This is a genomic window from Longimicrobium sp., assembly GCA_036389135.1.
Taxonomy (GTDB): Bacteria; Gemmatimonadota; Gemmatimonadetes; order Longimicrobiales; family Longimicrobiaceae; genus Longimicrobium.
In genome coordinates, this window is sequence record DASVQP010000037.1 from 20,129 (window position 1) to 46,372 (window position 26,244).

Annotated in this window: 26 protein-coding genes; 8 read left to right on the top strand and 18 right to left on the bottom strand. The window is 70.1% G+C overall.

Annotation, left to right across the window (positions count from 1 at the left end):
• Positions 1–86: 86 nt before the first annotated feature.
• From treS to VF584_08660, 4 genes are read left to right on the top strand one after another with little or no spacing between them, the layout of a single operon-like run.
• Positions 87–3,365: a maltose alpha-D-glucosyltransferase gene (treS, locus tag VF584_08645; protein ID HEX8210243.1), complete on the top strand. Its 3,279-nt coding sequence runs from the start codon at positions 87–89 to the stop codon at positions 3,363–3,365.
• Positions 3,362–4,702 carry a hypothetical protein gene (locus VF584_08650; GenBank protein ID HEX8210244.1) on the top strand — a complete coding sequence of 447 codons (1,341 nt, stop codon included), beginning with the start codon at positions 3,362–3,364 and terminating at the stop codon, positions 4,700–4,702. Before treS ends, VF584_08650 begins: the two co-directional genes overlap by 4 nt.
• On the top strand, positions 4,686–6,179 hold the full coding sequence (gene malQ, locus VF584_08655; protein ID HEX8210245.1) for a 4-alpha-glucanotransferase: 1,494 nt from the start codon (positions 4,686–4,688) through the stop codon (positions 6,177–6,179). Before VF584_08650 ends, malQ begins: the two co-directional genes overlap by 17 nt.
• Complete coding sequence (locus VF584_08660) at positions 6,166–6,879, top strand: SDR family oxidoreductase (GenBank protein HEX8210246.1); 714 nt, start codon at positions 6,166–6,168, stop codon at positions 6,877–6,879. The genes malQ and VF584_08660 overlap by 14 nt, the downstream gene beginning before the upstream one ends.
• A gap of 355 nt (positions 6,880–7,234) precedes the next feature.
• Here the strand turns inward: VF584_08660 and VF584_08665 are convergent, their stop codons facing one another.
• Together VF584_08665 and VF584_08670 are read right to left on the bottom strand one after the other, a co-directional pair.
• Complete coding sequence (locus tag VF584_08665) at positions 7,235–8,392, bottom strand: branched-chain amino acid ABC transporter substrate-binding protein (GenBank protein HEX8210247.1); 1,158 nt, start codon at positions 8,390–8,392, stop codon at positions 7,235–7,237.
• Between the two features lie 16 nt (positions 8,393–8,408).
• Positions 8,409–8,807 (bottom strand): hypothetical protein, encoded by a 399-nt coding sequence (locus VF584_08670; protein ID HEX8210248.1) that lies wholly within the window; start codon positions 8,805–8,807, stop codon positions 8,409–8,411.
• A 266-nt stretch (positions 8,808–9,073) separates the two neighbouring features.
• On the opposite strand from VF584_08670, the gene VF584_08675 reads away from it, so the two are divergent.
• Positions 9,074–10,231, top strand: a complete 1,158-nt coding sequence (locus tag VF584_08675) for a hypothetical protein (protein ID HEX8210249.1) — start codon at positions 9,074–9,076, stop codon at positions 10,229–10,231.
• Positions 10,228–10,629: a hypothetical protein gene (locus VF584_08680; protein ID HEX8210250.1), complete on the top strand. Its 402-nt coding sequence runs from the start codon at positions 10,228–10,230 to the stop codon at positions 10,627–10,629. The genes VF584_08675 and VF584_08680 overlap by 4 nt, the downstream gene beginning before the upstream one ends.
• Before the next feature lie 334 nt (positions 10,630–10,963).
• On the opposite strand, the gene VF584_08685 is transcribed toward VF584_08680, so the two are convergent.
• Complete coding sequence (locus tag VF584_08685) at positions 10,964–11,500, bottom strand: hypothetical protein (protein HEX8210251.1); 537 nt, start codon at positions 11,498–11,500, stop codon at positions 10,964–10,966.
• Positions 11,501–11,654: 154 nt separating this feature from the next.
• On the opposite strand from VF584_08685, the gene VF584_08690 reads away from it, so the two are divergent.
• Complete coding sequence (locus VF584_08690) at positions 11,655–11,927, top strand: hypothetical protein (GenBank protein ID HEX8210252.1); 273 nt, start codon at positions 11,655–11,657, stop codon at positions 11,925–11,927.
• A gap of 102 nt (positions 11,928–12,029) precedes the next feature.
• Positions 12,030–12,236 carry a hypothetical protein gene (locus tag VF584_08695; protein ID HEX8210253.1) on the top strand — a complete coding sequence of 69 codons (207 nt, stop codon included), beginning with the start codon at positions 12,030–12,032 and terminating at the stop codon, positions 12,234–12,236.
• Positions 12,237–12,405: 169 nt separating this feature from the next.
• Here the strand turns inward: VF584_08695 and VF584_08700 are convergent, their stop codons facing one another.
• From VF584_08700 to VF584_08770, 15 genes are all read right to left on the bottom strand, one after another.
• Positions 12,406–13,461, bottom strand: a complete 1,056-nt coding sequence (locus VF584_08700) for a Glu/Leu/Phe/Val dehydrogenase (GenBank protein HEX8210254.1) — start codon at positions 13,459–13,461, stop codon at positions 12,406–12,408.
• 107 nt (positions 13,462–13,568) lie between these two features.
• The gene (locus tag VF584_08705) at positions 13,569–14,708 is read right to left on the bottom strand and encodes an acyl-CoA dehydrogenase family protein (GenBank protein HEX8210255.1); all 1,140 of its coding nucleotides are present in this window, start codon (positions 14,706–14,708) and stop codon (positions 13,569–13,571) included.
• Between the two features lie 22 nt (positions 14,709–14,730).
• Complete coding sequence (locus VF584_08710; protein HEX8210256.1) at positions 14,731–14,964, bottom strand: hypothetical protein; 234 nt, start codon at positions 14,962–14,964, stop codon at positions 14,731–14,733.
• An 83-nt stretch (positions 14,965–15,047) separates the two neighbouring features.
• Positions 15,048–15,899, bottom strand: a complete 852-nt coding sequence (locus VF584_08715; GenBank protein HEX8210257.1) for a 3-hydroxybutyryl-CoA dehydrogenase — start codon at positions 15,897–15,899, stop codon at positions 15,048–15,050.
• Positions 15,900–16,123: 224 nt separating this feature from the next.
• Positions 16,124–16,501 carry a hypothetical protein gene (locus VF584_08720; GenBank protein ID HEX8210258.1) on the bottom strand — a complete coding sequence of 126 codons (378 nt, stop codon included), beginning with the start codon at positions 16,499–16,501 and terminating at the stop codon, positions 16,124–16,126.
• A complete protein-coding gene (locus VF584_08725; GenBank protein HEX8210259.1) occupies positions 16,486–17,415 on the bottom strand; it encodes a type II CAAX endopeptidase family protein in 930 nt (309 codons plus the stop codon). Before VF584_08725 ends, VF584_08720 begins: the two co-directional genes overlap by 16 nt.
• Complete coding sequence (locus tag VF584_08730; protein HEX8210260.1) at positions 17,412–17,981, bottom strand: biotin transporter BioY; 570 nt, start codon at positions 17,979–17,981, stop codon at positions 17,412–17,414. Before VF584_08730 ends, VF584_08725 begins: the two co-directional genes overlap by 4 nt.
• Before the next feature lie 141 nt (positions 17,982–18,122).
• On the bottom strand, positions 18,123–19,346 hold the full coding sequence (locus VF584_08735) for an acetyl-CoA C-acetyltransferase (protein HEX8210261.1): 1,224 nt from the start codon (positions 19,344–19,346) through the stop codon (positions 18,123–18,125).
• A gap of 84 nt (positions 19,347–19,430) precedes the next feature.
• Positions 19,431–20,306 carry an MBL fold metallo-hydrolase gene (locus tag VF584_08740; protein HEX8210262.1) on the bottom strand — a complete coding sequence of 292 codons (876 nt, stop codon included), beginning with the start codon at positions 20,304–20,306 and terminating at the stop codon, positions 19,431–19,433.
• Complete coding sequence (locus VF584_08745; GenBank protein HEX8210263.1) at positions 20,303–21,148, bottom strand: 3'-5' exonuclease; 846 nt, start codon at positions 21,146–21,148, stop codon at positions 20,303–20,305. The genes VF584_08740 and VF584_08745 overlap by 4 nt, the downstream gene beginning before the upstream one ends.
• 311 nt (positions 21,149–21,459) lie before the next feature.
• Positions 21,460–22,080: a redox-sensing transcriptional repressor Rex gene (locus VF584_08750; protein ID HEX8210264.1), complete on the bottom strand. Its 621-nt coding sequence runs from the start codon at positions 22,078–22,080 to the stop codon at positions 21,460–21,462.
• A gap of 817 nt (positions 22,081–22,897) precedes the next feature.
• Complete coding sequence (locus tag VF584_08755; GenBank protein ID HEX8210265.1) at positions 22,898–23,140, bottom strand: addiction module protein; 243 nt, start codon at positions 23,138–23,140, stop codon at positions 22,898–22,900.
• Positions 23,141–23,277: 137 nt separating this feature from the next.
• On the bottom strand, positions 23,278–24,156 hold the full coding sequence (rsmA, locus tag VF584_08760; protein HEX8210266.1) for a 16S rRNA (adenine(1518)-N(6)/adenine(1519)-N(6))-dimethyltransferase RsmA: 879 nt from the start codon (positions 24,154–24,156) through the stop codon (positions 23,278–23,280).
• Positions 24,153–25,706 carry a GAF domain-containing SpoIIE family protein phosphatase gene (locus tag VF584_08765; GenBank protein ID HEX8210267.1) on the bottom strand — a complete coding sequence of 518 codons (1,554 nt, stop codon included), beginning with the start codon at positions 25,704–25,706 and terminating at the stop codon, positions 24,153–24,155. The genes rsmA and VF584_08765 overlap by 4 nt, the downstream gene beginning before the upstream one ends.
• 10 nt (positions 25,707–25,716) lie before the next feature.
• On the bottom strand, positions 25,717–26,178 hold the full coding sequence (locus tag VF584_08770; protein HEX8210268.1) for an ATP-binding protein: 462 nt from the start codon (positions 26,176–26,178) through the stop codon (positions 25,717–25,719).
• Between the last annotated feature and the right edge of the window lie 66 nt (positions 26,179–26,244).

The following is a 26,244-nucleotide window of genomic DNA, read 5'->3' on the forward strand; positions in this document are numbered from 1 at the left end:
AACGCGGCGGCCCCCTGAGCCGAGCCGATCATGGCTGCGGCACGCGCCGTTCGCCGGCCCCGAACCCTACCAGGAGACCGCCCCAGTTGAGCGCTTCCGACCCGCTCTGGTACAAGGACGCCGTCTTTTACGAGATCCACGTCAAGGCCTTCCAGGACTCCAACGCCGACGGGATCGGCGACTTCGCCGGGCTGATGCAGCGCCTGGACTACGTGCAGAGCCTGGGCGTGGACGTCATCTGGCTCCTTCCCTACTACCCCTCGCCGCTGCGCGACGACGGGTACGACATCGCCGACTACTACAACATCCACCCGTCGTACGGGTCGGTGGATGACTTCACGCGCTTCATGGAGGAGGCGCACCGCCGCGGCCTGCGCGTGATCTCGGACCTGGTGCTCAACCACACCTCCAGCGACCACCCCTGGTTCCAGCGCGCCCGCCGCGCGCCCAGGGGCTCGCCGGAGCGCGACTTCTACGTGTGGTCGGACGACGACACGGTGTACAAGGAGGCCCGCGTCATCTTCACCGACACGGAGCCGAGCAACTGGACCTGGGACCCGGTGGCGGGGCAGTACTACTGGCATCGCTTCTTCAGCCACCAGCCGGACCTCAACTGGGACAACCCCGCCGTGAAGGAGGCGATGTTCCAGGTGATGGAGTTCTGGCTGGACCGCGGGCTGGACGGCTTCCGGGCGGACGCGGTGCCGTACCTGATCGAGCGCGAGGGGACGATCTGCGAGAACCTCCCCGAGACGCACGACATCCTCAAGGAGTTCCGCACCCGCCTGGACGCCAAGTACCCCGGGCGCATCCTGCTGGCCGAGGCCAACCAGTGGCCCGAGGACGTGCGCCCCTACTTCGGTGACGGCGACGAGTTCCAGATGGCGTTCCACTTCCCGCTGATGCCGCGCATCTTCATGGCGGTGCGCCAGGGGATCCGGAAGCCGATCGTGGAGATCATCGAGCGCACCCCGCCGATCCCCGACGACTGCCAGTGGTGCATGTTCCTGCGCAACCACGACGAGCTCACCCTGGAGATGGTGACCGACGAGGAGCGCGACTACATGTACCGCGAGTACGCCGCCGACCCGCGCATGCGCCTCAACCTGGGCATCCGCCGCCGGCTGGCGCCGCTGATGGACAACGACCGGCGCAAGATCGAGCTCCTCAACTCGATCCTCTTCACCATGCCGGGCTCGCCCATCGTGTACTACGGTGACGAGCTGGGGATGGGCGACAACGTCTTCCTGGGCGACCGAGACGGGGTGCGCACGCCCATGCAGTGGTCGCCGGACCGCAACGCCGGGTTCAGCCGCGCCGAGGCCGCGCGCCTCTTCCTGCCGCCGATCACGGACACGCAGTACGGCTTCCAGGCGATCAACGTGGAGGCGCAGGAGCGCTCGCCCTTCTCGCTCCTCAACTGGACCAAGCGGCTGATCGCGGTGCGCAAGCAGCACCACGCCTTCGGCCGCGGGACCATCGAGTTCCTGCAGCCGGAAAACCCGCACGTCCTCGCCTACATCCGCGAGTACGAGGGCGACGCCATCCTGGTGGTCAACAACCTCTCGGGCACGGCGCAGGCGGTGCAGCTCGACCTCGCGCGCTTCGCCGGGCGCATCCCGGTGGAGCTGCTGGGGCAGACGTCGTTCCTCCCCATCGACGAGACGCCGTACGCGCTGACGCTGAGCCCCTACGGCTTCTTCTGGTTCGGTCTGCGGCCGGTGCGCGTGGAAGCGGACGCGGGGAACGACGTGCCGGCCGAGTGGGCGGAGGCGGAGGCGCGCGTCTTCGAGGACGCCGGGGTGCTGGCGGGGATGGTCGCCGCCGTGCCGCACGAGTGGCTGCGCGCCCAGCGCTGGTTCCGCGGCAAGGCGCGCGAGATCCTCTCCACGGAACTGGTGGACCACGCCATCGTGCGTCCCGAGCGAGGGCCGCGCGCCATCGCGTCGGTGCTGCGGGTGAGATACGAAGAGGGCGAGCCGGAGGTGTACTTCCTCCCGCTCTCGCTGCACCCCACCCTGCAGCCAGGGGTGACGCCGGAGGCGATCGTCTCGCAGGCCACCGAGGCGGGTGAGTTCCGCGTATTCGAGGCGCTGGGCGACCGCCGCTTCGCCGGGGCGCTGCTGGACGCCATCCGCGAGGAAGCGGTCATCGACGGGCAGAACGGGCGGCTGGTGGCACGGCGTGGCCGCGCCTTCGAGGAGCTGGACCACCAGCGCGGGCCCGTGCGCCCCATCTCGGCCGAGCAGAGCAACACCTCGCTGATCATCGGCGACTCGGCCATCCTCAAGATCTTCCGCAAGCTGGAAGCGGGGATGAACCCGGACCTGGAGGTGACGCGCTTCCTCACCGAGCGCACCAGCTTCCGCAACCTCCCGGCGCTGGGCGGGTGGATCGAGCACCAGGGGGCGGGCGAGACGTCGTCGGTGGCCGGGCTCTTCGCCTTCATTCCCAACACGGGGGATGCGTGGAGCGTGGCGCTGAAGGCGCTGGAGCGCTTCATGGGCGCCGCATCGCGCAGCGCCGCCGACCCCGAGACGGTCGCGGGGCAGGAGGCGGTGCGGCGGATGGCGGGCGAGTTCTTCCCGTCAATCGAGCGGCTGGGCGCCACCACCGCGCGTCTGCATCTGGCGCTCGCCTCCGCCGGGCCGGACGAGCCGGAGTTCGCGCCGGAGCCGGTGGGCGACGCGGAGGTGCGCGCGTACACCGACGCCTTCACGCGGCACGTGGACGAGGTGCTGGGCGAGCTGGGGCATCGTCTCGAAAAGATCCCGGGCGCCTTCCCGTCCGCACTTCTCAACGAGCTGAGCGGCGTGGTGCGCTCCGCGGCCGACGTCCGCCAGCGCGGCGACGACCTGCGGCTGCTCGAGGAGGCGGGGACGGTGCGCACCCGCTTCCACGGCGACTACCACCTGGGGCAGGTGCTCCGCGCGGAGAAGCCGGGGCCAGACGGGTCCGAGTGGTACATCCTGGACTACGAGGGAGAGCCGGCGCGCCCGCTCGCCGAGCGCCGCGCCAAGGGCTCGCCGCTGCGCGACGTGGCGGGAATGCTGCGCTCCTTCAACTACGCCGTGCGCGTGGCGCTCAAGGAGTACCGCACCGACGACTACCGCACCCGGATGTCGCTGGAGCGGTGGGCGGCGGCGTGGGAGCGCGAGGCCCGCACCCTCTTCCTGGACGCCTACCGCGCGACGGTGGCGGGCTCACCCATCGTGCCGGCCGACGCGGAGCTGTTCGCGCGGACGCTGGCGGTGTTCGAGCTGGAGAAGGCGGTGTACGAGCTGGGGTACGAGATGAACAACCGGCCGGACTGGATCTGGGTGCCGCTGGAGGGGATCCGCTCGATCCTGGGGGGCGCAGCGTGACGCCGCGCATCTACAACCTCTTCCAGCGGCTGGTGGGCCCCACGACGCGGTGGGCGGAGCATGCCCGCCGCGCGCGCGACATGGGGTTCGACTGGGTGTACCTCAACCCCTGGCACTACCCGGGGTTCAGCGGCAGCCTGTATGCCGTCAAGGAGTACCGCCGGCTCAACCCGCTCTTCGTACCCACCGGGGCGGACCCGATGAGCCTGGAGCCGCTCCGTGCCGCGCTGGCGGAGATCTCCGCGCTGGGCGTGCAGCCGATCATGGACCTGGTCATCAACCACACGGCCAAGGACTCGCCGCTCATCCAGGAGCACCCCGAGTGGTACGTGCGCGACGAGCGGGGCGAGGTGCGCAGCCCCTTCGTCGTCGATCCGGACGACCCATCCAGGATCACCACCTGGGGCGACCTGGCGGAGATCGACAACGAGACGCACCACGGCCGCGAGGCACTGTGGGCGTACTGGACGGAGCTGGTGCGGGACTCGATCGAGCTGGGCTTCCGCGGCTTCCGCTGCGACGCCGCGTACAAGGTGCCCTCCGAGCTGTGGCGCCACCTGATTGACGAAGCGCGCCGCGTGGACCGCGAGGTGAAGTTCTTCGCCGAGACGCTGGGCGCGCCGACGGAGGACGTCGCGGCACTGGCGGACGCCGGGTTCGACTTCTTCTTCAACTCGTCGAAGTGGTGGGATTTCCGCGAGCCATGGGCGCTGAAGCAGCACGAGGAGTTCCGCACGATCGCGCCCAGCGTCGCCTTCCCCGAGTCGCACGACACCTCGCGGCTGGCGGCGGACACGGATGGCGACGAGGCGGTTCAGCGGCAGCGCTACGCCTTCGCGGCGGCCTTCTCGGCGGGGATCATGATGCCGATCGGCTACGAGTTCGGCTTCCGCAAGCAGGTGAACGTGGTGGAGACCATGCCCACCGACTGGGAACGGCGGCGGATGGACCTGCGCCGCTTCATCAAGCGCGTGCATGCGTTGAAGACCGGTCACGCGCTGCTGCAGGGCGAGGGGGTGCTGCGCGCGGTCGGCGGGCTGGGGGGCGACACGCTGCTGCTGGAGCGCCGCGCCGCCGACACGCCCACCGCGGACCTCGGATGGATCCTCGTCAACAAGGTGAAGGCGGCGCGGGAAGTCGCGATCGGCACCCTGGCGCCGGACAGCCAGAAGGAGGGCGAGTACCGCCTCTTCCGCGTCTGCCGCGACGACGCGCCCGAGGAAGGGGAGCCGCTCGGCGCCACGGTCGCGCTGGAGGGCGCGGAAGTGGCGTACGTCCTCCCGGTGGGCGGGATTCCGCTTTACCCGTCACCGGTGCTGAATGAAGAGCGTTACTGAGCGCAGGCGGAGCGGGGTCCTCCTTCACCCCACCTCGCTCCCCGGCGGTCCCATCGGCACCCTGGGGGACGAGGCGTTCCGCTTCGTGGACTGGCTCAAGGAGGCGGGACAGGGCCTCTGGCAGATGCTCCCGCTGGTGGCGGTGGACGAGGGCGGATCGCCGTACAACGGCCTTTCCGCGATGGCCGGCAACACCTTTCTCCTGGATGCGGGGCGCCTGGCGGAAGAGGGTCTGATCGAGGAGTCGGACGAGGACGCCCAGCTGCCGCGCGTGGACTTCGCCGCCGCCGCGCGCCGCAGCGATGCGCTCATCCGCCGCGCATACGAGGGTCTTAAAGCCGGCCGCGCCCCCGCGCTCCGCGACGACTTCGCCGCGTATCGGGAAAAGCACGCGTACTGGCTGGAGGACTACGCCCTCTTCCGCGCCCTCCGCGACGCGCAGGGGCCGCCGTGGACGAGCTGGGACCCCGGCATTCGCACGCGCAAGCCAGCCGCGTTGCGCAGGGCACGCAAGGAGCTGGCGGACCAGGTGGAGCGGCACGCCTTCGGGCAGTTCCTCTTTGACCGACAGTGGTCCGCCCTGCGCCGCTACGCCGCAGACGCGGGAGTCGCCATCGTGGGCGACATCCCCATCTTCGTGGCGCACGACAGCGCGGACGTGTGGGCGCACCCCGAGCTCTTCTCGCTCGACGCGCACGGCATGCCGAGCGTGGTCTCGGGCGTGCCGCCCGACTACTTCAGCGAGACGGGGCAGCGCTGGGGAAACCCGCACTACCGCTGGGACGTGATGGAGCGCGACGGATTCCGCTGGTGGACGGAGCGATTCCGGCGTACACTGGAGTGGGTGGAGCTGGCGCGCATCGACCACTTCCGCGGCTTCGAGTCGTACTGGGAGGTGCCGGCCGACGAGGAGACGGCGCTCAACGGCACCTGGCAGCCCGGCCCCGGATCGCGCCTCTTCGCCGCGGTGGCGAAGGAGCTGGGACCCCTGCCGCTGATCGCGGAGGACCTGGGGATCATCACCCCCGAAGTCGACGCGTTGCGCGAGTCGCTGGGGATGCCGGGGATCCGCGTGCTGCAGTTCGCCTTCGGCGACGACGAGGAGAACCCGCACCTCCCCGCCAACTACGAGGCGAACACCGTCGCGTACACGGGGACGCACGACAACGACACCTCGCTGGGATGGTACCGCGGCGCGTCGGAGGGGGACCGCGCGGGGTTGCGCAGGCTGACGGACGCGCCGGAACGGTCGGTGCACTGGGGGATGATGGAGGTCGTCTTCCAGTCCCCCGCCGCGCTGGCGGTGGTGCCGTTGCAGGACGTGCTGGGGCTGGGAAGCGACCACCGCATGAACGTCCCCGGCACTGCCGAAGGGAACTGGGGGTGGCGCTTCCGCTCCGAAGACCTGACTACCGCGCTCGCCGAGCGCCTCAACAAGCTCACCCACGCCACCGGCCGTCTCCATGCCGATCAATGAAACCGCGGGACCGGTGACGATGGTCACCGGCGGCGCAGGCAACCTTGGCCGCGCCGTCACGCGCGCCTTCCTGGACGCCGGCCACCGCGTCTTCGTCCCCCTGCACAAGGGCGACGCGCACGCGATGGACGGCCTGGCGAACGAGTTCAGCGGCCGCGTGGACACCTGCTTCCTGGACCTGACCACCGAGCGCGGCGCGGCCGCCGCCGTGCGCGAGGCGGTGGAGTGGACGGGACGGCTGGACTCGGTGGCGCACCTGGTGGGCGGCTATTCCGGCGGCGTCCTGCTGGGGGACACCCCCACCGACCTGTGGGACCGGATGATGGACCTCAACCTGCGCTCCGCCTACCTCGTGGCCCGCGCCGCGCTGCCGGTGATGACGGAGGGCGGCACGCTGGTCTTCGTCTCCTCGCGCGCCGCGCGCGAGTCGCGCGCGAACAACGGGGCGTACGCCGTCTCCAAGTCCGCGCTCCTCACGCTGACCGAGGTGATCGCGGAGGAGTACGGCCCCTCCGGCGTCCGCTCCTACGCCGTCCTCCCGGGCACGCTGGACACCCCCGCCAACCGCGCCTCCATGCCCAATGCCGACGCCGCCTCCTGGATCAAGCCGGAGACCGTCGCCGCGCAGATCGTGCGCCTCTGCTCCGGCACCGCCGAGGAGCCGAATGGGTCGGCGATCCCGGTGTACGGGGCGGCGTAAGGGCCCCCTCCCCCCGGCCCCCTCCCCCGCCTGCGGGGGCGCAGGGCGGGTGAGGGGGAGAACTCCGTGTATTGCGCGGATGTCCGGTAGGGGCGCGATTTATCGCGCCCGCCCTGCTCCTTCATCGGCGGTCGCCCTCCGCACCCAATAGGTAGGGGCAGACCTGCGTGTCTGCCCTCCCTCGCTCCCACCTCGACTCCCACCCCCCGCACCAATCCGGTAGGGGCCGCCCCGCGTGGCTGCCCGTGCCCGCCGCCGCTCCGCCGCCCGCGAATCGACAAACGCCCGTCCGACAAACACAAAACGCCCCCGGCACGCGTGACCGGGGGCGTTTTCTTCCTGCGAAACAACGTTCCTACCGTGCCGTCACCAGCTCGCTGCCGCGGACGATGCCGATGACGACCGGCTTCTCCACGACATCGCCGTTCTCGTCGAACTTGATGGTGCCGCTGACGCCGTCGAACGCCGGGGACCCGCCGGGGCGGCCGACCTGCTCGAGGTAGGCGCGGATCGCCTCTCGGTTCGGGCCCACCTCGTTGATGGCCCTATGGAGGAGATAGACGATGTCGTAGGTCTGCGCCGCGCGGTGGTCCGGCGACGTGTTATAGCGCGCGCGGAAAGCGGTGACGAACTTCCGCGCCGCGGGCGTGTTGAGGTCCGGCAGGAACGCGGAGCTCACGAACACACCCTCCCCCACCCCGCGCGCGTCCTTGACCCCGGTAAGCCCGTCCGCCCCCAGAATGGGGCCGGTGTAGCCCAGCCGGCGCGCGGCCTGGATGATGGACACACCCGCGTCGGCCTGCCCACCGATGACCAGCGCGTCGGCGCCGCGGCGGATGGCGCGCGTCAGGTAGGGGTCCAGCGCCGCCGGGTTCTTGAGGATGTCGGGAAGGTAGGGGTCGGTCGAGACGATCTGCCCGCCCTGGCGGCGGAAGGCGGCCTCGAAAGTCGAAGTCACCCCCTGCCCGTACTCGTCGTTGGCGTAGATCACCGCCGCCTTGCTGCTCCCCAGCCGCTCGCGCGCGTGTCGCGCCAGGGCGGGCGAGAACTCCAGGTCGGTGGGGGTCACGCGAAAGGTCCACGGGCCCGCGCCGGTGAGCGCCGGCGCGCTCGACGCCGGAGAGATCTGCACGACCGGATCGCCGCCGATGCTGTCGTGCATGCCGGCGGGCATGTTGTAGATGGGTGCCGCCTTGATCGACACGGCCGAGTTCACGTGCCCGATCACCGCCACCACCTTTTCGTTCTCGCGCAGGTCCTGCGCGACTTCGATCCCCTTCGCCTCGCTGCGCTCGTCGTCACGGATCTCGAGCGCGAAGGTAAATCCATCGTTCCCTTCGGCTCTGTTGATCTCGTCCACGGCCATCCTGGCGGCCATCTCCACGGACTTGCCGTTGGCCGCCTGCAGGGGCGCGGCTACGCCCAGCACGATGGTCTCTTTCTCCCGGCCGCACGCAGCGAGGGAGAGCACCGCGAGGGCGGCGACTGCGAATATCGAGGGCAGCGCTTTCATGTCGATGCGGGGGGTTCTACGGGATTGGACCTTCGGAAGCGGAATTGAGAGCGCTCCGGGCCTCCACCAGCCAGGCGGGACGGGCGCCGTCGTCGAAGGCGGCCTCCAGCACGGCCACCAGCCGCTCCACCGCTTCCGGGTGGCGGCGCGGAGGGAGCGCACCCGCGAACAGGCGAAGGACGGCGAGCGCCGTTTCGGCAGTCGGGGGCTCGCCCGCGACGGCCTTGTCGAACGCCCAGCGCTCCAGTTTCCGGCAGGTAGCATCCGACGGGGCACTCCCGGCCAGGAACTTCTGAAGGCCGGTCGGGCTCATCCCCACCTGGCGGGCCGCGTGCCTCAGCGACCTCGCGCTCACCTGCCGCTCGACCGCTTCGCGCAGGCGGGCCAGCGGTGCGGCCCCATCGTTCGACGCCATTGACGCGCTCGATCCAAGGGGCTATACTGCGCCCGTCTACTCTGTCTACTTTTGGGTGGGATCTCTGTGCAAGAGTACATTGGGGGAGGCTCCTCCCGCAAGGGTACACCGCGCAGAGACGGCTGGAAGCGCGCTCGGGGGCGCGCCCGGCCAACCCGGCTCCCCGCACCCGCCCTCGCGGCGCGGCGCCTTACCCGGAGGCACTCATGGACCCGACGACACCACGTAGCGCGCGATTACGCGCGCGCACTCCGCGCCGTAACACAGTGCGACGCTGGTGCATACCTCCCGCCATTCTTCGCGAGCCAGACGAGACCCTGGAGGGCACGGGGATCCTGGAAGAGCTGCGCGGCGAGGTGGGGCTCCTCCTCTGGCACTCGCTGCGCGACGTGACGCTGTGGGCCGAAGTCGCGCCAGAGGAGCGCCCGGCGCTCTTCGCCGCGCCGGCGGCGGCGGAGCGGCTGAGGCTGCTGCGCGCGGCGGCGGTGGAGCCCGCGCTGGAGGTCTCGCTCACCACGCTGGCGGCGCTGGTGGGGAACCCGGCCGGCGCCAGCTCCGAAATCGTGACGCTGGTGTGCCTCCAGGTGTCGCGCTGGGCGCAGGAGCAGGGCGCGCCCAACACCTCGCTCGCGTTTGCGCAGGCGGGCGCGCTGGCGTCGCCCGAGGATGCGTCCGCGGCGCTTGCCGTGGGGGTGCTGGCACTCCACTTCCGCCGCCTTGCGCGCGCGGAGACGTGGCTGAGGCGGACGATCGGCCTGGCGCGGCGGCGGCGGGACTGGGCCTCGTACGCGCAGGCTTGGGTGGAGCTCGGGCGGCTCCAGACCAGGCGCGGCTCCGCGGAGGCGGCACGGCGCGCCCTGATCAAGGGGACGCGCGCCAGCAGGCGGCACGGGCTTCTTGCCATCCGCGCGACCGCACTGCACGGCCTTTTCTTGCTCGCCCTGGAGTCGGGCGACTACGAGGATGCGGAGCGTTTCGCGCGCCTGGCGATGCGCGCGTACGGCCGCGGGCACGCGCGGCAGTCGGAGCTTCAGCACGACCTCGCACGACTGTGGGTGCTCCGCGGCACCTTCGAGCGGGCGCTTCCCGCGCTCCAGCGGCTCCTCCCCACGCGCGTGCAGCCGGGCGAGCGGGTGACCACGCTGGCGCTCCTGGCGCGCGTGGCCGCGGGGCTGGGGAACCGCCCGCTCTACCAGGAGGCGTGGTGGGACGCGTGGACCATCGTGGAGCGCGGCGGAGACGACGAGACGCTCGCCCGCGCCCTGGTGGACATGGCGCACGCATCCTCCCTGCTGCGCGATGCGCCGCGGCTGGACCAGGCGTGCCGCCACGTTCTGCGCGGCCCGCTGCGCCGCGTGGACCCGCGCGTTCTGGCGGAGGTGGAGGAGCTGGCGTCCGCGCTGCGGGCGCCCGCGGCGACATGATCTTCCTCGCCCGCGTCCCGCCCCCCGCCGTCTCCCCCCGCAACGGCGAGGACGAGGTGGTGGAGGGGGGTCTGCTGGTGGCGGAGCTGGGCGCGACGGCGGGGGTCGCGGTGTGGACGGCGTTGCGCGATGCGCGCGCGTGGCGAGCCCGCGGCGCCCCTCTGGATGAGCAGGGACGGCTCGGCGCGCTGCGCGGGGTGCGCCTGCCGCAGGAGCTGTGGGCGCCGCTCGCCGTCTTCGCCTGCCTGGGCGACGGCATCGGGGCGGGCGACGAGGCGCGCCTCCTCCACGCCTCCCGCCGCATCGCCGGCTGGGCCGAGTCCAACCGCGCCTACCGCACCGCCCTCGCCTGGGAGGCGCTCATCGCCACGGCGTGGCCGCGCGGGGTGGGATATTGACCGGGTGCGGCGGGAGATAGGGCGGCGAGGATGACAGATGTCGAGGAAGGGCAAAGGCGGGCAGACACGCAGGTCTGCTCCTACGAGGGCGCGGTGTGAGAAGGGGCGGCGGTGCGGTTGCGGGCACGGGCAGCCACGTGGGGCGGCCCCTACGACGTTCGGGTGTTTGGGCGGGCGGCGGTGCAGGGGCGGACACGGGCGCGCGATAAATCGCGCTCCTACCGATTCGTGCGCACCGCATTGATCCATGCATACGCCCCTCCCCCAGGTAGTTATTGGGGGAGGGGCCGCGAGGTGACGAGCGGGGGAGGGGGCCTTCCCCGGGCCTTCCCCCCTACGGCGTGTTGCCCGGGCAGTTCTTCATCAGCTGCTTCTCCGTAAGACGCCATTGGCCGCCCTCCTTGCGGTAGCGCAGGCGCCAGGTGCGGTCGCAGATCACGGTGGGGAAGGTGCGCCGGTCCGTGGTGTAGCCGACGACGATCAGGGTGATCTGGTCGCGGGTGTAGCGCACGACGTTGGGGGAGACGTAGTTGCCGTACTCGCGCACCCACGTTCCGCCGAGGCCGCCCCGCTCCTCTTCGTCGATCAGGAGCACCTGCCGGGGATCGGCGATGCGTGGCTTGCCGAGGATCTCCATCAGGTTCGCCACGCGGATGCTGTCGCCGGTCACCTGGCGGGCACGGACGGCGAAGCCCTTCACGTCCACCCAATTCGGCCCGTCGGAGGGACGGCCGAGCATGTGGGTGCGCGAGTCCTGCTGGATGAAGGAGATCACCTGGCGCGTGACGGCGATGTAGTCTTCCTGCGTCGGGCGCGGGCCGGTGCACGAGGTCAGGATGAGGAGTGCCAGGACGGATGCGGCTCGCTTCATGGTCTGCGCGCGGAACGGGTTGGAGAAACGGGGTCCGGGTGGAACGATACACCCGCGGGCGCGCCGCGCAACCGCCCGCCCTCCCGCGGGCGGGCGCGCGGGGCTACGTTGTGCGCGCAAGGAGCGCCCGGCACCCACCCGCACGCGAGCACCGATGAAGTTCTGGAGACTGACCCCCCGCCACGACACGCTCTGGTGGTGCGTGGACGGCAAGGACCCCTGGACGCCCTACTCCAACCGCGCCTTCGGCTTCGTGGTGCGCGCCGCCGACGAGGAGGAGGCCCGCTTCCTGGCCCACCAGGCCGGCGGCGACGAGAACGCCGCGATCGACGGGATTCGTCCCTGGCTGGACGACAGCTACTCCCGGTGCGAGGAGCTGGGCGACGATGGGCCGGGCGAAGTCCTGATGGTGAACTTCAGGCTCTGAGCGGGGCGGAGTGAAACCAGTGGAGCGGACGCACCGTAGCACCGTCCAAGGGGGAACACTCCCTCTCCACCGCGATTCGCGAACTCCACACGTGAGGCACATATGCTGGAACAGATTCACGCCGCCCCCGAAGACCGCCGCTCCACGCACATCGCGCTCTCGCTCGGCGCCATCTCGTTCGGCGGGCTCGCCATGGCGGACGCACTCGTGGCCCACTCCCCGGCCGTCGCCGCGCTGGGCACCCTGATCGCCACGGGCGGCGCCATCGCGCTCGGATGGGTTCGCCGCACTCCGGTGCGCACCGACTGAAAAGCGCCTCACACAGAGACACGGAGTCAACGGCAAGAAGAACGAAGAGGGGTTCTTTGTGGCTTGCAGTTCTCCTCCGTGTCCTCTCTGTGTGATGCTTTTTCTTTGATGACCGAGAGGGGCCCGACGCACCGCGCCGGGCCCCTCTTTTCATCCATCAACCGCGGGATCAGACGTAGGTGCGCTGGATGCGGCCGACGGACTCGATGCGGCGCTCGGCGATCTCGTCGGCGGCGACGTAGGTGGGGATGCCCTCCGCCTCGGCCAGCTCAAAGATCTGCACGAGCGTGGTGTAGATGTCGCCCGCCTTGCGCATGGAGCGCTCGGCCGTCCACCCGTTCAGCTCGCCGTACACGTTGATCAGGCCGCCAGCGTTGATCACGTAGTCCGGGGCGTACAGGATGCCGCGGCGGTGCAGCTCGTCGCCGTGGCGCGCCTCGGCGAGGACGTTGTTCGCCGCGCCGGCCACGATGCTGGCCTTGAGCAGCGGGATCGTCTCGTCGTTGATGGTGGCGCCCAGCGCGCTCGGGGCGTAGATGTCCGCCTCGGCGCCGTAGATGGCGTCCAGGCCCACGGACCGCGCGCCGAACTCCTCCACCACGCGCCCCACGCGCTCCTGGTCGATGTCGGTTACGATGAGCTGCGCGCCTTCGGAGGCCAGGTACTGGCAGAGGTAGTAGCCCACGTGGCCGACGCCCTGCACGCTCACCGTCTTTCCGGCGAGCTCGAATGAGCCGAACTTCACGAACGCCGCCGCCTTGATCCCCTGGTACACGCCGTACGCCGTCACCGGCGACGGGTCGCCCGAGGCGCCGTGGCGGCCGGTGACGCTCTCCGTCTCCATCGCCACGAACTCCATGTCGTCCGGCGAGGTGCCCACGTCCTCGGCGGTGATGTAGCGGCCCTTGAGCGTCTCCACGAAGCGGCCGTGGGCGCGGAAGATCTCCTCGCGGCGCGTGGTCTTGGGGTCGCCCACGATGACGGACTTGCCGCCGCCCAGGTTGAGCCCCGCCACCGCCGCCTTGTACGTCATCCCGCGCGACAGGCGCAGGGCGTCGATGAAGGCCTCCTCGTCCGAGGCGTAGTTCCAGAAGCGCGTGCCGCCCAGCGCCGGCCCGAGCACGGTGTTGTGGATGGCAATGATCCCCTTGTACCCGCACGACGGCTCGTAGCAGAAGACGACCTGCTCGTGCTCGTGCTCGCCGATCATCGAAAACAGTTCCATGCCCTGGCTCAGTGCAGAAGTGCTTGAAGTGCGTGAGTGCCCGGGCATCCTTCCCCTGGCTCCTTCACGTGCCGGCGCGACGATTGGGTCGCGAGCCGCGCGGTAACCTACTGCCGGTACAGCTCCCGCGCGATAACCGTGCGCTGGACCTCGCTGGTCCCCTCGTAGATCTCGGTGACCTTGGCGTCGCGAAAGAGCCGCTCCACCGGGTACTCCTTCACGTAGCCGTATCCTCCGTGCACCTGCACCGCGTCCGTAGCCACGCTCATGGCCGCCTCGCTGGCGTACAGCTTGGCCATGGACGCCAGCATGCGGACGGGCTCCCCGGCATCCTTGGCGGCGGCGGCGCGGTGGGTGAGCGCGCGCGCGGCCTCCACGCGGAGCGCCATGTTGGCCAGCTTCCACCCCAGCCCCTGGAACTCGCGGATGGAGGTGCCGAACTGCTTCCGCTCGTCCGCGTACGACAGCGAGTGCTCCAGCGCCGCCTGCGCGATCCCGGTGGCCAGCGCGGCGATCCCCATCCGCCCGTTGTCCAGCCCCTGGAGTGCGTAGATCAGCCCCATCGCCGGATCGCCGAGGAGCTGGTCGTCGGGGACGAAGAGGTCGCGGAAGGCGATCCCCACCGTCTCCGAGGCGCGCTGCCCCATCTTGTCTTCCTTCTTGCCGACCAGGTACCCCTCGGCATCGGTGGGGACGATGAAGGCGCCGATCCCCTTGGAGCCCTTGCGGTCACCGGGGGTGTCGGTGCGGGCCATCGCCACCATCACGTCGCCGAAGCCGCCGTTGGTGATCCACGCCTTGGCGCCGTTCAGCACCCACCCTCCGTCCGTCTTCACTGCCTGCGCCGAGAGCGAGGCCGCGTCCGACCCCGCGTCCGCCTCGGAGAGGGCGAAGCCGCCCAGCAGCTCGCCGCGCGCCATGGGGCGCAGCCAGCGCTCCTTTTGCGCGTCGGTGCCGTGCGCCAGGATCATCTGGGTGGGGAGCGAGTTGTGGACGCTCATCGCCACCGCCACCGACGCATCGCCGCGCGCGATCTCCTCCAGGGCGATCAGGTAGGTGGTGGCGTCCATCCCCAGCCCGTCCCACTCCTCGGGGATCAGCATCCCCAGGAAGCCGAGCTCGCCCAGGCTGCCGATCACCTCGCGGGGGAAGTGCGCGTCGCGGTCCCACTCTTCCGCGTGCGGCCGCAGCTCGCCGTCGGCGAACTCGCGGGCCAGATCGCGGATCTGCTGCTGCTCGGGTGTCATCAAAACGGTTGCAAGGGTGATCTCACGCGTCGGGCGCGTAGAAGCGGAGCAGCCCGCAGCGGACGCAGCGTAGCGTCACGATGGGGCGGCGTGCGCGGTTCTTCTCGTTCAGGCCGGCATTCATCCCCAGGAAGCGCGCCATCTCGGGCGCGCCCTCGACCCACTCCGCCACGCTGCTGACGTTGTAGTCTCCGCGGTCCGCGACGTAGCCTTCTTCCATCCGTCCACCGCACTCGGTGCAGGGTTTCGATGCCATGCCGGGCTCCAGGGATTAGGGATTAGGGATTAGGGAAAAGCCTGGGCGGCGCGGCGCGGTCACTAATCCCTATTCCCTGTTCCCTAGTAGTTGTAAAAGCCTTCGCCCGTCTTCCGCCCCAGCTTGCCGGCGGCGACGTACTTCCGCAGCAGGGGGCAGGGGCGGTACTTGTCGTCGCCCAGGCCGCTGTGGAGCACTTCCATGATGGCCAGGCAGGTATCCAGGCCGATCAGGTCCGCCAGGGCGAGCGGGCCCATTGGATGATTCATGCCGAGCTTCATCACGGTGTCGATCGCCTCCGCCTCCGCGACGCCTTCCATGAGGCAGAAGACCGCCTCGTTGATCATCGGCATCAGGATGCGGTTGGCGACGAAGCCGGGGTAATCCTGCGCCTCGGCGACCGTCTTCCCCAGCTGCTCGGCGAGCGCGACGGTGGCGCGCGTGGTCTCGTCGGTGGTGGCGAGGCCGCGGATGATCTCCACGAGCTTCATCACCGGCACCGGGTTCATGAAGTGCATCCCGATCACCTGCCCCGGGCGCTTCGTCCGCGCCGCGATCTCTGTAATGGAGATGGACGACGTGTTGGTTGCGAGGATGGCGTGCTCCGGCGCGTGCGCGTCCATGTCCGCGAAGATGCGGAACTTGAGGTCGCGGTTCTCCGTCGCCGCCTCCACCACCAGGTCAGCCCCCGACACCGCGGCCAGATCCGTGGCCGCCGTGATGCGCCCCAGCGCCGCGTCGCGGTCCGACTCGGCGAGCGCGCCCTTTTTGATCTGCCGGTCCATGTTGCCGCGGATGGTGGCCTGGGCCTGGTCCAGCGCCTCCTGCCGCACGTCCACCATCGTCACGTCGAAGCCGTTCTGCGCGAAGACGTGCACGATCCCGTTCCCCATCGTCCCCGCGCCGATCACGGCGACCGTTTTGATCTCAGCCATGCTCTTTCGTCTGGTGTGTTGGCGGTGCACTGCGGTGGCCCTCACCCCCGCTCGTCACCTCGCTGCCCCCTCTCCCGATAACGGGAGAGGGCTCCGCCCTCGCCGTTATCGAGAGAGGGGGCTGAACAACGGCGTGCCCCGCGGCCTCCGAGACCGTTTCAGCGGTCTTCCCGTGGCTCCAGCCGGGGGATTCATCCCCCGGTGATGCCGCGGTGCCCTTCCCTTCACCGCACCATCCACAGCACGAAGTAGATCCCCACCAGGAACCCGCCGGTGGCGATGAGCCAGGTGGCGGGGTTGCCGTAGCGGGGGGTCGCGGCGCGGGCGCGGTCCGCCTTTTCGCGGATGGCGCGCGCCTCGACCACGCCGCCGCTCTCCACCACGTCGCGCAGGGTGAGCATCTTGGGACCCGCCAACCACGCCGCCGCTCCGAAGAGGATCGCCATCACCCCGGCGGTGAAGACCGCCAGGAGCCAGATGTGGTCCCGGTCCGCCGCCGTCACCGCGCCGAGGCGGGCGAAGGGGAAGAGGACGGGGACGAGGCTCGCGAACGCCATCGCCACTCCCGCCGCGCTCCCCCAGAAGTTCAGCGGCCGTTCCATGCCTCCCCCAGGCGCGTATCCACCAGCGGGCGCAGCGCGCGAACGCGCGGCGACGCCGAAAGGAGCGGCGTGCGCATCATCCACGCCGTCCCCGCGACAATCGCCAGAGTGGCGGCGAGGCCCGCCTCCGGACCGAAGGGGCCACCCGTCCACCAGTCGGCGCCCAGCTCACGTGCGCTGTAGAGCGGGGTGTCGAACTGCGCGCCGCTCACCGGGAAGTCGAGCAGCGCGCTCATCGCCCAGTTCCACCCCACGTGCAGCGCCGTGGCGAACCAGAGCGAGCGCGTCCGCAGGTACGCCACCGCCAGCATGATGCCGGCGAGGAAGATGTTCGCAAGCCCCAGCCAGGTGACGTTCGGGTTGCTGCCGTGCCCCGCCGCGAACGCCGCGGAGGTCAGCAGGATCGCCGGCCACACGCCCGTCCCCTGCACCAGCGCCTGGAAGGCGTAGCCGCGGAAGACCACCTCCTCCGCCGCCGCCGCCACCGTGAAGATCGCAAGGGCCCGGGCAAGCGAGGCAGCATACTCGGGGATGCCCCCGGCGTCGGCGACCCAGCGCGCGGTTCCCGCCACCACAAGGAGCACTACCGCCGCCCCCAGTAGCCCGCCGCCCACGCCGAAGCCCACGGCGGAGTCGCGCGCCGCCCGCGGCTCCAGCGCGAAGCCCAACGCGCCGAAGGGCCGCCGGTCCACCGCGCGCAGCATCACCGCGCTGGCCAGCAGCCCCCCCCCGAGCATCGCCAGGAACCCGCCCGTCATCTCATCGAACAGCTTGCTCGCAAGGATGAGCGCGAGGACGAGGACGGTGAAGGTGACGAGGAGAGCCCCAAACAGGAGGACGCGCCACCCGGTCCGCACGCCGTGCGGGCCAAAGAACGCGTCCGTCCTGCGCGGGGCCTCCGCCTGCTCGGTCACCGCTCCAGGATCTCGCCCGCCCGCTTGCCTACACGGCGCGACACCGCGAGTGCGATCCCCACCTTGACCAGGTCGGCCAGGAGGAAGGGAGCCACGCCCAGCGCCACCGCCGCCGTCACGGAGCCGACAATCGCGAGCCAGATCAGCCCGCCGGCGTAGATGGCCGCCAGCGCCGCCAGCAGCCCGGCGAGCGCGCGCCCGGTGCCGCCCCGTGCGCCGAGGCCGGCGAGCCACGCCGCGGCTGGATACGCCATCAGGTAGCCGCCGGTGGGCCCCAGCAGGTACGCCGCGCCGCCGCCCGCCACGAACACGGGGAGCCCCGCGATGCCAGCCAGGAGGTACAGCATCTGGCTGCGCGCGCCGAGCCTCGACCCGAGCACCGCGCCGGCCAGCAGCACGAAGAGGGGCTGCAGCGTAAAGGGCACGGGTGTCCCCGGCAGCGGGATCGCCACCTTGGCCCCAAACGCCGTCGCCGCCGCGAACGCCACGACGCCGATCGCGCGCCGCAGCGGCTTGGAAGCGACGAGCCGGGTTCCGGCGAGGGTGCCGCGCTGGGTGTTCATCATCTTGGATCGGTGCGGTGAAGGATGAAAGTGCTAAGTGCTAAGTGCTAAGTGCTAAGTGCTAAGTGCCAAGTGCCAAGTGCTAAGTGCTGGCCCGGGTCACCCAGGACTCAGCACTTAGGACTTAGCACTTCCGTTCCCGGCTTACACCCGCTCCACCGACAGCGCCACCGCATCGCCGCCGCCCAGGCAGAGCGTTGCGAGGCCGGTCGCGGCGTCGCGGTCCTTCATGGCGTGGAGAAGCGTGGTGAGGACGCGCGCGCCCGAGGCGCCGATGGGGTGGCCCAGCGCAACCGCGCCGCCGTTCACGTTGACGCGGTCCCAGTCCCACTCCAGCCCCTGGCCGTTCGCGAGCGCCTGCACGGCGAACGCCTCGTTGGCCTCGATCAGGTCGAAGTCGCTGATGCCGGTGCCGGTCTTCTTCATCAGCCGCTTTACCGCCTGGATGGGCGCGAAGAAGAGCTCGTTCGGCTCCACCGCGCCGGTGGAGTAGGCGGTGATGCGGCCCAGGACGGTGAGCCCGTGCGCGCGCGCATACTCCTCCGATACCACCAGCACCGCCGAAGCGCCGTCGTTCATCGACGAGGCGTTGCCTGCCGTCACCACTGGGTCGGTGACGTCCTTGGGGGCATCCTTGACGAAGGCCGGCTTCAGTTTGCCCAAGCTCTCCAGCGACGAGTCGGCGCGCGGGCCCTCGTCCGCGTCCACCACCGTCGTCCCCTTGCGCCCGGCGATCTCCACCGGGACGATCTCCTCGGTGAACTTGCCGGCCTGAACGGCCGCGATCGCCTTGCGGTGCGAGTTCACGGAGAACTCGTCGGCCTGCTGGCGGGAGATCCCAGCCTTCTTGGCCGTGTACTCCGCGTGCCCGCCCATGTGAACCTCGCAGAACGAGCACCACAGTCCATCGCGCACCAGCCCGTCCACCATCGTCTGGTCGCCGAACTTGACGCCGTTGCGCATCCCGTAGACGTAGTAGGGAGCGTTGGACATGCTCTCCTGCCCGCCGGCGAGGATCACCTGCGTGTCGCCGGCGCGGATGCTCTGCGCCGCCAGCATCACGGCCTTGAGCCCGCTGCCGCACACCTTGTTGATGGTGAGCGCGGAGATGCCGGAGGGGAGCCCGGCCTTGATGACGGCCTGGCGCGCGGGGGCCTGCCCTACCCCGCCCTGCACCACGTTCCCCATGATGACCTCTTCCACGTCCTCCGCCGGGATGCCGGCGCGCGCCACCGCCTCGCGCAGCGCGATCCCACCCAGATCGGGCGCGGAGAGGGAGGAAAGGCCGCCCAGGAAGCGCCCGATCGGCGTCCTCACTGCGCTGACGATGACGGGCGTGGTCCGCGGGTCGCGTGCGATATTGATCATGTTTTCGTTCCGTGATGATGGTTAACTGCAAGTGCTAAGTGCTGAGTCCCAAGTGCTAAGTAACTGCAGTTCAGCACTTAGCACTTAGGACTCTCCTTCCAGCCGTACCCCCTTCCCCTCCGCCACCGCATACCCCCACGCCGTCACCGGATCGTGGTTCGACACCAGCAGCCAGCGCTCCTCCATGGCTCGGCGCAGCAGCGCGCGCTTCGATTCGAGCGTGACCAGCGGCTCCACGTCGTAGCCCATGATCCACGGGAGAGGGAGGTGGGCAAAGGTGGGGAGGACGTCGGCCAGAAAGCACGCCGTCTCGCCGCCCGACGTCACCAGCACCGATTGGTGGTGCGGGCAGTGCCCCGGCGTGCGAAAGACCGAGATGCCGGGCACGATCTCCACGTCCCCCTCCACCAGCTCCAGCCGCCCCGCCGCCATCACCGGCTCGAAGTTGTCCGGCAGGTAGCTCGCCTGCGTCCGCTCGTTCTTCAGGTGCGCCCAATCCCACTCGCCGCGCTGCACGAAGTAGCGCGCGTTGGGGAAGGAGAGGCGCACCTCGCCCGACTCGTCGCGGTACGTGTTGCCGCCCGCGTGATCGAAGTGGAGGTGCGTGTTGATGACGATCCCCACGTCCTCCGCGCGGAAGCCTGCGGCGGCCAGCGAATCGTGCACGCGGTCCGGGCGCCCGGCCCCCGATGCATTGTCCACGCCGTAGATGCCGCGGAACTTCTCGTCCTCCTTGTTCCCCAGCCCCGTCTCGATCAGCACCAGCTCGTCCGGGGTCTCCACCAGGAGGCAGCGCATCGCCAGCGGAATGCGGTTGCGCTCGTCGGCGGGGATGCGGCGCTCCCACAGCGGCTTTGGGACCACGCCGAACATGGCGCCCCCATCCAGCCGCTGCGTGCCGCCCTCCAGCGCGTGGATGCGCAGCTTCCCCAGGGTACGCGTGCGCACCCCGTCGCTCACGCCGCCTCCATGCTGCGCGGCGACGCGATGCGCTTGCGGCTCGTCCTCGGCTTGCGCGCGCCCAGGAGCATCTCCAGCCCTTCCCAGTCGTGGATGCCGCGGTCCTCCAGGATCTCGATCAGCCGCATCAGGACGTGCGCGGTCGCCACCGCGTCGTCGAGCGCGCGGTGCCGGTTCTCGATCTCCAGCCCGAAGTACACCGAGAGCGCGTCCAGCCCGCGCGACGGGAGGTTGGGGAGGAGCTTGCGCGCCACTTTGACCGTGCAGAGCTGACGCCCGGCCGGCTGCACGCCGGTGGCCATCTCCATCTCGTGGCAGAGAAAGCGCCAGTCGAACGCCGCGTTGTGGGCCACGAACACGGCCCCTTCCACCGCCGCGCCCACGTGGTGCGCCACCTCGCGAAAGCAGGGAGCCGTCTCCACCATCTGCTGCGTGATCCCGGTGATCCCCGTGATCATGCTGGGGATGCGGCGCTGTGGGTTGACGAGCGTCGAATAGCTGTCGCGGATCTCCCCGCCGGAGACGCGCACCGCCGCCACCTCCGTCACGCGGTGCCCGCCCTTGGGGGAGCCGCCGGTCGTCTCGAAGTCGACCACGACCCACTCCTCCGCGCGCAGCTTGCGGACCGGCGCCGCCGCCGGCTGGGCCAGCGACCAGACGCCCTCGGACGACACGGCGAAGCGCGCGTCGGACCCGAGCAGCGCCCACACCGCACGCGCCGCCGCGGGTCCGCCGCCCGTGATCCCCATCACCCGCGCGGCCATCTCCACGGTCGACAGCGGACCCGCGGCCAGCGCCTGAAGCGCCCGCTGCGCGAGCGATCCCGTGTGCTCGAAGCGCAAACCGTCCGGTACCTCCGTGCCTACCATGTCTCGTCCCAGCAGACTGTCGGTTTTGGGTCCCCGAGTGGATACACCGCAACGCCGGTTTCGTCTACTCTAGCCGGCCTCGGATTCGGGCGCGGATTATAGCCGCTGGCCTGGAAGGCGGCAACGCCGGATAGGAACAGCCTCACACAGAGACACAAAGACAACAGCGAGAACGGCAAAAGGTTTTCTCCGCGGCTTGCGGTTCCCCTCTGTGTCCTCTGTGTGATGCTGTTCGATGTTATGCGAGAAGGCCGGACCACGCGGGTCCGGCCTTCATCGTTGGATCATCGTGCGTTGAGGCCGAACGACAGCCCCTCCAGCTCCAGCGTCACGTCCACGTTGCGGAGGATGACCTGGTTGGGAACGCGCAGCCGCACCGGCGCGAAGTTAAGGATCGAGCGGACCCCGGCCCCCACCACACGGTCCACCACACCCTGCGCCGCATCCGCGGGCACGGCGACGATGGCGATGTCGATCTCCTCCTCGCGGAGGACGCGGTCCATCTCCTCGTCGGCCCGCACGGTGAGGTCGCCCCACGACGCGCCGACCTTGTCCGGGTCCGCGTCGAAGACGGCGCAGATGCGGAAGCCGCGCGCCTCGAAGTCGCGGTACGAGAAGAGGGCCGAGCCCAGCTTCCCCGCCCCAACCAGCGCCACTTTCCAGCTGCGATCCAGCCCCAGGATCGTGCGGATCTCCCGGAGAAGCTCCTTGACGGAGTACCCGGTCCCACGCTTCCCGAACGACCCGAACAGCGACAGGTCCTTGCGCACTTGCGCCGAGGTTGCCCCCCCGCGCCGCGCGAGCTCGCCGCTGGAAATGGTATCCGTACCCGCCGCATCCGCTTCCTGCAGGAAGCGGAGGTACAGCGACAGCCGGCGCACCGCCGACTCCGAGATCTTCTTCATGGAACGGATGGAGGACGACATTCAGCCCCACGCTTGTGAAATCATTCACAAGATACGCTGCGATGCCGCACCCGTCAACGGAGGGGGAGGGCTGGGGCCGGGCGAGTGAACTCGCGGCAACAACAGCACGAAGTCCGCCTTCGCGGACTCCGGGTCTGATGCCGCGCTTCTGGAGCCGGCTTCAGCCGCCTTCCCGTGGTTCCAGCCGGGGGCTTTAGCCCCCGGTGATGCGACACCGGTGCCCGCCGTCCCCGCGGGCTCCGAGAGCTTCCGCGGCTGTTATGGTCCCAACCTCGCCCGTGAGGTACTCCTGATAACGATGATCAGCTTCCTCAATCCAGGCGCGCTCGACCTCCTTAGGGTCGGTCGAATCAGCGACATCATCCAAACTCGCCAAAAGACGGTCTAACAGGTAACCGCGCCGCTCCGGCGGCAGGGCGAGCACCGCATCTTCAAGCTCGTTCAAATCCAAGGGCATGGGCCTCGTTCCATGGGAGTGCGGCAGCGATCGGCTGTTGCCGCGAGTTCAGAGCCGGTTCTGCCAGTATCCCGGGGTCGCGCCGCTGATGCGCTACCGCGAGGATGTAGATGTCAGACGCCTGAACTTCGTACACGAGATTGTAAGGGAAACGCCGTAGGCCTACTCGGCGGACCTCCGGCGCGACCAATGGACCGACATATGGGTTCTCCGCAAGCCGCTGGATGGCATCTCCAAGCTCGATCAGGAAACGATCATCCCGTCCAGGCGCCTGCCGGTGGAGGAAGCTGACAACTTCCCGAAGTTCCTCCGCAGCCGCATCCACGAATGTAACCGTCCTCACGCGCTATGCAGAGCGGCACGAGCCTGGGCGATCGCCTCCGCGGCAGGAATGCCCTTCATCTCCCCGGAATGGAAGAGCTGAGAACGGCGCTTTGCTTCCTCGACCCAGGCGCGCTCCACTTCCGCCGGGTCTTTCCAATCGCCGTCCAGGTGCACGCTCTCGAGCAAACGGGCGGCGAGCTCGGCCCGTTCGTCAGGCGACAACGCGAGCGCAGCGGCTTCAACCTGCTTCAGATCCATGGGCATGGGCCTCGTTCAGGGTGCGGGCTTCATGCTCCAAGATAAGGTGTTGTCTGGAGATAGGTAGTGGACTGCGGAAACTGGTTCGGCGGGCGGCGTGAAAGGCGGGGGTGGCGCTCCGGTGAGGACGCCGGCGGCTACTCGCTGGACGAAGGCGTGCCTGCGATGGCGTATCCGCGCTCGGTGAGGGCGCGGGTGAGGCGGATGAAGGAGTCGGGTGAAAAGGTCTCGGGGCGGTCGCGCAGGTCGAAGCCCAGCCCGCCCTGCACCTCCTCGATCTGCTCGGGGGAGAGGCGGTAGGCGTCGCGCAGGATGCGCTGGAACTGCTTGCGGCGCTGGCCGAATGCGGCGCGAGTCAGGTTGCGCAGCGCCAGCTCCTCGTCCGGCTCCAGGCGCGGCGGCTGGTGCGGAGTGATGCGGATTACCGACGACATCACGTCGGGGATCGGGCGGAACGCTTCGCGGCTGACGTTGAGGACGCGCTTCGCGGCGGCCACCGAGCGCACGCCCACCGCCAGCGCACCGTACGTCTTGCTCCCCTCCGGCTCCAGGATGCGGTCGGCCACCTCGCGCTGCACCATCAGCACGATCTCGCGCGGGCGCGGGCGGCGCTCCAGGAGCGAGAAGAGGATGGGCGTGGTGATGTTGTACGGGATGTTGCCGATCACCTTGAGCGCCGCGGGGTCGGAGGTCACCTCCTCCAGCTCCACCTCCAGCACGTCGCGGTTGATCAGCTCCACCGACGGCTCGCCCGCGTACTCGGCGCGAAGTCGCGCGGCGAGGTCGTTGTCCAGCTCCACCAGCACCAGCCGGCGCACGCGGCCCGCGAGGTGGCGGGTGAGCGCGCCCACGCCGGGGCCGATCTCCATCACCTCGTCATCAGGGCCGGGCTCCAGCGAGTCGACGATGCGGCGCTGGATGTTGGCGTCGATCAGGAAGTTCTGGCCCAGCGAGCGCTTGGCGCGCGGAAGCTCGTCCGGGTACGGGAGCTGGCGCAGCTCGCGGCGGCTGGTCACATCCGCACCAGCACGGCCGTGCGGTCGTCGGCGGGGATGTCACGCCCGCCGGCAGGGCGCGCGAAGAGCCCCTCGATGATCTGCTGCAGCGGCTCGCCACGGCGCGCGGCCACGCCGTCCAGGAGCGTGCGCTCGCCCTGCACCTCGCCCTCGCCGAGCGCGTCGGAGAGGCCGTCGGTGAAGAGAAAGAGGACGTCGCTCCCCGGCTCCCACTCCACCTGCGCCTCGCTGTACGCATCCAGGTCCACCATCCCCAGCGGCAGGTCGGTGGCGGCCAGGCGCTGGGGCTCGCCCGTGGGGGGGATGCGGAAGGCGTGCGAGTGCCCCGCGTTGGAGTAGGTAAGGGTGCGCTCCGCGGGGTCGATGACGCCGTAGAAGAGCGTCATGTACATCTCCGTCGTCTCCAGCTCGTCGATCACCGCCTGGTGGGTGCGGCGCAGCACCTCGCCGGGGCGGTCGCCCTCGGAGGCGTGGATGGCGACGGAGCCCATGGTGAGCGCCATGATCAGCGCCGCGCCGAAGCCGTGGCTGCTCACGTCGCCGATCAGCACCCCCAGCCGCCCGCCGGGGAGCCGGAATAGGTGGTAGAAGTCGCCCCCCACCGACTCGGCCGGGGCGCATCGCGCGGCGACCTCGGCGTACGACGCGAACTGCTCCACCTGTGGGAGGAGCTTGAGCTGCAGGTCGTGCGCGAGCTCCATCTCGCGCACCATCCGCTCCTGGCGCAGGCTGTCTGCGATCAGGCGGTTGTTCTCCACCGCCGCGCCGATCTGGCTGGCGATGGCGGAGAGCAGCTTCATGTCGCCCGCGGAGAAGCCCTCCTCCGAGTTGCGCCCGCTCACGTTGATCACCCCCACCGTGCGCGCCTCCCCCTCCGGCGGCGTGTACGAGACGGGGACGGAGAGGAAGGCGCCGCGCTGGTTGGCCGGCCCCACGAAGTCCGCGCAGTCGCCGCGGTCCCACTCGTCGTCGGGGCCCAGCAGGATGGCGCGCACGGTGCGGAACACCTCCGCCGTCACCGAGCAGGGGTCCGTCACCGGGATGGGCCCTCGCTGCCCCTCGCCCCCCTCGGCCGCGGTCAGGCGCAGCTCGCCGGACTCCGCGTCGTGCACCCAGAGCGCGGCGCGCCCGGCCCCCACGATCCCCGCGACTTCGGAGAGGATCGTCAGCGCGGCGTCGTCCAGCGAGATGATGGAGCCCAGGATCTCGCTGATGGAGTAGAGGAGGTTGATCTCCTCGTAGCGCTCCGCCATCTCGCGGCTGAACGAGTGGATCTCCTCGTCGTGGCGCCGCCCGCGCGCCAGGGTGCTCCCCAGGAAGCGCGCCACCCCCTCGGCGGACGAGGCGTCCACCCCCGGAAGCTCCACGCGGAATGGGCTCCCCGGCACCTCCGCCACTCGCGAAGGCGCTTCGGTGCCGGCCGCACCGCACACGTGTGCCCACCCATCCCCATCGCGTACCGACACGCTGCTCCCGGGGTACGCGCGGCAGAAGTCGTCCAGCACTTCGCGCACGGCCCGTGGCACGGCGGGGGCGGGGGCGGTGATCATTCGTAGGGGGTCAGCTCGCCAGCGGCCGCTGCTGCTTTTCGCGGTACAGCGTCAGCCGGACGCAGTTGCCGCACTCGTTGAAGTCCACCTCGTCCATCAGCGAGCGGATCAGAAAGAGTCCGCGCCCGCCGGTGGCCTCCAGGTGCTCGGGAAGGGTGGGGTCCGGCACGTCCGCGGGGTCGAAGCCGTTCCCCTGGTCCACGACGCGCACGTTGACCCGCTCCGGGTCCAGCTCAACCTCCACGCGCACGCGCTTGGCGGGGTCGCGGCCGTTGCCGTAGATCATGGCGTTGGCCAGCGCCTCGGCCACGCCCACGCGGAAGTTGAGCGTCAGCCGCGACCCCGCGAAGTGGTACTCGCGGCAGCGGGTGACGAGATAGGTGATCGCGGTGTCGATCAGGCGCAGATCGCTGGGCAGCTCCAGCGCGAATGCGGTGGGCTCCGCGGGGGCGGCGCCAGGACGCTCTTTCATCGGCTCAGCGTTCCGCATTCTCAAGGGAGCGGCACAGCTTGTGTGCATCGCACGTCGCGCCGCGCC

What these genes read in the sequence shown, in the direction of transcription:
- malQ (HEX8210245.1), top strand. Translation starts at nt 4,686, where the DNA reads ATGAAGAGCGTTACTGAGCGCAGGCGGAGCGGGGTCCTCCTTCACCCC.
- VF584_08660 (HEX8210246.1), top strand. Translation starts at nt 6,166, where the DNA reads ATGCCGATCAATGAAACCGCGGGACCGGTGACGATGGTCACCGGCGGC.
- VF584_08665 (HEX8210247.1), bottom strand. Translation starts at nt 8,392, where the DNA reads ATGAAAGCGCTGCCCTCGATATTCGCAGTCGCCGCCCTCGCGGTGCTC.
- VF584_08670 (HEX8210248.1), bottom strand. Translation starts at nt 8,807, where the DNA reads ATGGCGTCGAACGATGGGGCCGCACCGCTGGCCCGCCTGCGCGAAGCG.
- VF584_08680 (HEX8210250.1), top strand. Translation starts at nt 10,228, where the DNA reads ATGATCTTCCTCGCCCGCGTCCCGCCCCCCGCCGTCTCCCCCCGCAAC.
- VF584_08685 (HEX8210251.1), bottom strand. Translation starts at nt 11,500, where the DNA reads ATGAAGCGAGCCGCATCCGTCCTGGCACTCCTCATCCTGACCTCGTGC.
- VF584_08690 (HEX8210252.1), top strand. Translation starts at nt 11,655, where the DNA reads ATGAAGTTCTGGAGACTGACCCCCCGCCACGACACGCTCTGGTGGTGC.
- VF584_08695 (HEX8210253.1), top strand. Translation starts at nt 12,030, where the DNA reads ATGCTGGAACAGATTCACGCCGCCCCCGAAGACCGCCGCTCCACGCAC.
- VF584_08700 (HEX8210254.1), bottom strand. Translation starts at nt 13,461, where the DNA reads ATGGAACTGTTTTCGATGATCGGCGAGCACGAGCACGAGCAGGTCGTC.
- VF584_08705 (HEX8210255.1), bottom strand. Translation starts at nt 14,708, where the DNA reads ATGACACCCGAGCAGCAGCAGATCCGCGATCTGGCCCGCGAGTTCGCC.
- VF584_08710 (HEX8210256.1), bottom strand. Translation starts at nt 14,964, where the DNA reads ATGGCATCGAAACCCTGCACCGAGTGCGGTGGACGGATGGAAGAAGGC.
- VF584_08715 (HEX8210257.1), bottom strand. Translation starts at nt 15,899, where the DNA reads ATGGCTGAGATCAAAACGGTCGCCGTGATCGGCGCGGGGACGATGGGG.
- VF584_08720 (HEX8210258.1), bottom strand. Translation starts at nt 16,501, where the DNA reads ATGGAACGGCCGCTGAACTTCTGGGGGAGCGCGGCGGGAGTGGCGATG.
- VF584_08730 (HEX8210260.1), bottom strand. Translation starts at nt 17,981, where the DNA reads ATGATGAACACCCAGCGCGGCACCCTCGCCGGAACCCGGCTCGTCGCT.
- VF584_08735 (HEX8210261.1), bottom strand. Translation starts at nt 19,346, where the DNA reads ATGATCAATATCGCACGCGACCCGCGGACCACGCCCGTCATCGTCAGC.
- VF584_08750 (HEX8210264.1), bottom strand. Translation starts at nt 22,080, where the DNA reads ATGAAGAAGATCTCGGAGTCGGCGGTGCGCCGGCTGTCGCTGTACCTC.
- VF584_08755 (HEX8210265.1), bottom strand. Translation starts at nt 23,140, where the DNA reads ATGGATCTGAAGCAGGTTGAAGCCGCTGCGCTCGCGTTGTCGCCTGAC.
- VF584_08765 (HEX8210267.1), bottom strand. Translation starts at nt 25,706, where the DNA reads ATGATCACCGCCCCCGCCCCCGCCGTGCCACGGGCCGTGCGCGAAGTG.
- VF584_08770 (HEX8210268.1), bottom strand. Translation starts at nt 26,178, where the DNA reads ATGAAAGAGCGTCCTGGCGCCGCCCCCGCGGAGCCCACCGCATTCGCG.